The sequence below is a fragment of the Armatimonas sp. genome (assembly GCF_043760365.1).
Taxonomy (GTDB): Bacteria; Armatimonadota; Armatimonadia; order Armatimonadales; family Armatimonadaceae; genus Armatimonas.
The window spans coordinates 1-5,917 of the sequence record NZ_JAYUPA010000195.1; the positions used below are offsets into that span (position 1 = coordinate 1).

Consider the following 5,917-nt stretch of genomic DNA (forward strand, 5'->3'; position numbering starts at 1 on the left):
ACTGCGAGCAGCGACTGGAAGGTGGACCACTAGGCACGATTGCCCACGACCTAGAGCACTATCGCCCCAAGGGGAACGTTCGCGCTTGGCCGACAGAGGCAGGACGCTACCCTTTCACTACCGGCGATGCCTCGGACGGCTACTACCGCTTGGCCTACCATCTGGGAAACTACGCCGCATCGTGCAAGGTCTGCAACTCGCTCCTCAAGCTGGACTTCTTCCCCATCGCAGCAAGCCGCATCGCCGATCAGAATGCCCCTGCCGACTACGCCGCTGAGTTGCCTTTTCTCTGTTACCCCATTGGCACCGCCGACGAAGACCCGAAGGAGCTACTCAGCTTCACGATTTCACCCGATGGGCCGATAGCGATCCCAAAGCATTCCGAGACTGAGGATGCAGATCACTGGCGACGCGCCATGATTATGATCGACTTTCTGGATCTCAACCGCGCTGGTCTCCGCGTGTCTCGATCCATGAGCCTTCTTGCAATTTGGGAGACGTATAAAAATGCGAAGCGCGGAGATGTTGGAAGTAGCACAACTCTGGCAATCTTTACTTCGCCTCGCGCTCCGCACACAAGCTGCGCCCAACGCTTTGTGGAGCTTTGCGATGAAGTCGGACAGGCTGAAGTGGAGCGGCTCTACCTGCCGATCCTACAGCGGATCATCCAGAACAGTAACGCGTAGATAAAAAACTCGAACCTAAGCAGTCTCCCATCGGACGCTATCTCTACTTTACAGATTTCTTACACCGACTGTGCCTGCTCCACATCGTCCCGATTAAGCGCTACAATGAGGAGATGGGTACCAATACGGGGAGCCAGTTTTTTGTCACTGGAGGCCCTGTCTCTCTTGATGCTCCCTGCTATCTGCCACGTCAGGCAGACGTGCTCCTCTGGGAAGCACTCCAGAGCCATGAACTGTGCTACATTCTCGATGCCCGACAGGTGGGTAAGTCCTCCCTGGTAATTCGGGCGGCGAACCTCCTCAAAGACACTCATGCCAGAGTGGGCTTTATCCAGATTGACAGTGTTGGTCAACCCACAAGCCCTGAGCAGTGGTACGGCGGCTTGCTCCATAATCTTGCAAGTTCACTAGGACTACGGCCTCAGATAGAGGAGTGCTGGATATCCCTCAGCCACCTCAGCCCCGTTCAGCGTTGGTTTGAGTGCCTACGCGAGGTGGCGATGTCTTCCTCTCAACCGCTCTACATTTTCATTGATGAGATCGATGCCACCCGCCGACTCGCCTTCTCGACAGACGAGTTTTTCGCCGCAATTCGGGAGAGCTACATCCGCCGTAAGCACGACCCACTCTGGAACCAGGTGACGTTTTGTCTGGCAGGAGCCACCACTCCGGGAGAGCTCATCTCAGATCCACACACTACCCCGTTTAATATCGGCCAGCGCATCGAACTTGCCGACTTTACACTCAAAGAAGCGCACCCTCTGCTCGTGGGTCTGGAGCCCTTTACAAAGTCGCCTCAGGAAGCTCATAAGGTGCTTGAGCGTGTGCTGTACTGGACAAGTGGCCATCCTTATCTGACCCAGCGTTTATGCCGCAGCCTAACAGAAAATAAGTCCTGTCAAAGCGCACAGTTGACGACCGCTCGGGTCGATCAGGTGTGTCGGAAAGCCTTTCTGAGCCGAGAAGCCAGCCAAGGCGATGCCAATCTAGCCGATGTCGCCAATCGGGTTCTGGGCCTACAGGAAGACGCTGCTGCTGTTCTGAGCCTGTATGCGCAGATTCTACAGGGCAAGCCGGTTCGCTACGATCCCGCCGATCCGCGATGCGATGCTCTGCGCCTCTCAGGGATTATCACGCTCCGTCAGGGAAGGCTTCAGGTGCGTAACCGCATCTATGCCACTGTCTTTGACAACAAGTGGGCCAAAGAAAACCTACCAGGGGCGGAGCGACGTCGCCAAGAGCAGGCAACGCGAGCGGGTTTTATCAAAGCCACCCTCATTTGGGGATCGGTGGTTCTTATTGGAGTGCTCATCTTCTTCTTGCTCCGGGCCGTTCGAGCCGCAGACAGTCGGGCGAGTAGTGCACTAAAAGCAAAAAACACCGCTGTAAAAGACAATGCCAGGCTCGCTAAAGAGTCGCAGCAAGAGCGCCTCGCTCGACGCACAGCGGAAGCCAAGCATCAGTCGGTTGAGAAGCAGGTTCGTGAGTTGGACGGTAAGCTCGGTGGTCTCCGCACCCAATTTTCAGAACTGGAGAGCAAGCGCCACTCTCTTGAGGAGACACTCGCGACGGCCCGTGCAGGAGTGAAACAGCAACAAGGGATCGCGCAAGCCACGCGGCGAACTATCGAGAGCATGAACGGAGGGCAGGCAGCAGCCCTCTCCCTGCGACGAGGAAGCGAGTTTGATGCTCTCACCTTTGGTCTAAGAGCCGTCGAACCCAGCCTTAAGCAGGGGCGAGAGCCTGACCAGCAAGCCCTACAGGGACTCGCAGACGCAGTCAACGTGGGCATCGTGCGACGCCTAAGGCTCCCCCACCCGTACAAGCTCTCCTGCGCTTGCTTTTCACCAGATGGCAGACGCATCCTAACAGCAGGCCGTGGGCAGTATGCTTACCTCTGGGATGCACAGACGGGCCGCCTCAAGCAGCGCATTCAGGTCTATCAGTCTTCTGAGTCCCTCCTGGTTAACAACGCCACCTTCTCGGCAGATGGGAAGCTCATTCTCACGGTCGCAGAGGACAATGTTGTGCGGCTCTGGGATGCTACCAGCACAGATCTTATCCAGAAGAAGCCGGTGCGAGAGATTCCCCTCGGCAAGGTCGGGAGCGCCTGTGCCGAGCTATCACTCGATGGACGGCTTCTGGCCTACACCATCCCAGGCAACAGCGCACAAATCCTGGATCTCGCCTCAGACAAACGGATCAATCTGGAAGGCAAGCACAGTAAAATCATCAATTCCCTGGCGTTTTCATGGGGAAACGACAGGCTCGCAACCGGCGGAAGTGATGGCTTTATCAAGGTGTGGGATACTACCACCGGCAAGCTGGTCAACCAGATGGCTCGCTTCGAACCGGGAATCAGCAACCATAGCTTTCCCAATCACCCGGACTGGTTTGGGACGTTTTGTGTGCGCTTCAACCATGACGTTCTGCTCTGCGCAGGCGGCGACCCCACCGCTATCGCCTGGATCTGGTCGCAAGGACAGGTTATCCACCGCTACTTTCCCTACCAGATGGATCGCGTGTGGTCCATTGATGGGTCAGCAGATCACCAGCTCGTCGTCACTGGTAGCCAAGACCACAAAGCACGCATCTACAACCTTGGTGAGACCTCACAGCCGCTCTACACGCTCGATTCTCACACCGGAGATGTGCAGGAAGTACGCTTCGCCCCGGATGGTCGTCAGGTAGTCACTGCCAGTACCGATGGAACCGCTCAAGTCTGGACGCTTACCCAACCACTCTACTTCAATGGAGGCTCCACCATGAACGATGCGGCGTTTTCCCCAGATGGAACGCGCCTAGGTTATCTCGGCGGAGATGGCATGATTGAGGTACAGGAGCGAAGTATCCGCAAAGACCTCAACTACGCGCAGAACCCCAACTTGGGCTATGTCTTCAATGACAAAAAACAACTAATCGGGATGATTTCCATGGCTTTCTCGCCGTCGGGCAAGTATGTCGCCATCTCGGGAGCGGAGGGCGTTGTCACGATCCGGGAGGGTCGACCCGGTCGCAAGTACGGCCCCTACAGGGTGCATGAGCTCAAGGGTCATCAAGGGCATGTCTACAGTGTCCGGTTCTCCCCTGATGAGCGCCAAGTGATGACCGCCGGAGCCGATGGCACGGTGCGTCTGTGGGAGACGAGCACGGGTCAAGAAGCCAAGCGACTGGTGAGTGGAAAAGTGCCCTGCTTCTTCGCTAACTTCAGCCCAGATGGGAAGCAGGTTGCCGTCGCCCAAAAAGACGGAGCGATTGGTCTCTATGCGATCTCTACTGGTGCGCTGGAGGCCACCCTGCTCCCTGTAGGACGACACTCCTCCTCCACGACCAAACTCTACCCTCTGGCAGTGGAGTTCTCCCCGGATGGAAAGCTTCTGGCAAGCGCAGATCGAGACGGAATGGTCTACCTCTGGGACGTGTCCCACCATAAGCTCCGAGCAACTCTGGCGGGCCATACCGCGGAGGTGCGCTCAGTGGCGTTCTCACCGGATGGAACCCGGCTCGCCTCGGCCAGCCTGGATGGAACCGTGCGGCTCTGGCTGGTCGCCCAAGCCCTTGATTCCCCTCACTTGCTGACTCCACTGATGATCCGTGGGCATGCAGGCGGGGTTCGCTCAGCCCGTTTCTCGCCCGATGGGGAGACGCTAGCAACGGCTGGAGATGATGGGACTGCTCGCGTCTACTCCACAAGCGCGGCTGGCTACGTTAAGCGTGCCAGGCAGCTGCTGGCACTGCAACCCTCCCAGCTTCGTGAGGGGCTTCCCTTGCCCAGCCCCTACCCACCAGGTTACGGCTGGCTCTGGGGGAGACACTAAATCAAACCGAGGAAATCTATGGCGGAACAACTCAGAATAAAGCTCTTTGGGACATTTGAAGCTCACTTGGGCGAGCGAGCGCTTAAGCTCGCCCTACGCGACAGCAATCGCGTTGTGGCCTACCTGATCTGCCAGGGACGCAACCTTCCCACAGACTCTGTGAGGCGGGTCTTCTGGCCAGGTCCCGGCGACAACGGTTCCTTGTCTCAGGCACTGCATCACCTACGCAAAGAGCTGGATCATCAGAGTGAGCGCGTTCACTCCAGCGAAGGTACGGTTGGTTTCCGGCTGGAGGGAGCCACCGTTGACCTGCTGGAATTTCGCCAAGCTTGCGCAATTCCCATCGATAGCGACGAACAGGCAGAGCGCGCTACCTTGGCTATCAAGGAGGTAGCTGTCCCCTTTCTAGATGGCTGGGAGGAGGAAGAGGATTGGGTGCTGACAGAGCGAGCAAAGCTGAAGCAGCAACGAGCAAAGTTGGTCTGGCAGCTAGCACAGTGGTACTGCAATCAGGAAGACCTGCCCCGTGCGATTGGACAACTTCAGCTCTACGTGGAGCTGTGCCCCCTCAAAGAAACCGGGTGGCAGACCCTCATACAGCTCCAACTACGCGTTGGGGAGCGTTCAGAGGCCCAACAGACATTCGAGGACTATCGAAAGGCCCTAGAGAGCGCTCCCACACCTCGTCCTTCGCCCCAGATGGAAGAGTTGTATCGAGAGGCGCTTGATCCCGGTGGAGACACGGTTCCGCCTGAGCTAGTAGCACGAGCGGGAGGAGCACTGGTTCTGGGCTCGTCGTTCTATATCGAGAGAGCCACAGATGCTCAGCTCAGGCAACAACTGAAACAGGCAGAGAACATCATCGTCATCCAAGGGCCGAGCCTGTCGGGGAAATCGTCCTTGCTGCTGCGCGGCTTACACTGTGCGCACCAGAGCGGCCTGCCTACGATCCTGACGGACTTTGATAGCTTCTCTCAGGACGAACTTGAGTCGTTGCCAAGTTTCTGTCGCGCCCTGATCGCACGGGTGCAACGAGACCTGCGCCAGTTGCGGCGTGTGCCTGATGCTGCGACGCGAGAGTTTTCCTGGAGCAGCATGGGTGGCCCTCTGCCGAACCTGGAGGACTTCATCGAGTCCCGGCTCGTCACGCCATTTCCAGGGCGCATCGTCTGGGCAATGGACGGACTGGATCGGGTCTTTGGACTCCCTTACCAGGACAGCTTCTTTGGACTTTTGCGCTCGTGGTACAACCGGCGCTCTCTGGAGAGGCACTGGCAACGACTGACCCTGCTGCTGGTCTGCGCCACAGAACCTCATCTCTTCATCCGTAACCTGAACAACTCCCCCTTCAACGTTGGAGAGCGGCTCAAGATTCAGGACTTCTCTCGAAGCGAGGCCCAGCAGCTCCTGGAG

3 protein-coding genes are annotated in these 5,917 nt (G+C 57.6%); all 3 read left to right on the forward strand.

Annotated elements, in window-relative coordinates:
- A partial coding sequence (locus tag ACH2EH_RS04790) for a hypothetical protein (RefSeq protein WP_395139456.1) occupies positions 1–686 on the forward strand: 686 nt, incomplete at its 5' end.
- A 113-nt stretch (positions 687–799) separates the two neighbouring features.
- Entirely contained in the window at positions 800–4,504 is a 3,705-nt protein-coding gene (locus tag ACH2EH_RS04795) for an AAA-like domain-containing protein (RefSeq protein WP_395139458.1), read from the forward strand.
- 18 nt (positions 4,505–4,522) lie between these two features.
- The coding region (locus tag ACH2EH_RS04800; protein WP_395139460.1) for an AAA-like domain-containing protein at positions 4,523–5,917 on the forward strand (1,395 nt) is incomplete at its 3' end.

Bases quoted from the DNA above. Each gene is read 5' to 3' on its own strand.
- ACH2EH_RS04795 (WP_395139458.1), top strand. From the start codon at position 800: ATGGGTACCAATACGGGGAGCCAGTTTTTTGTCACTGGAGGCCCTGTC.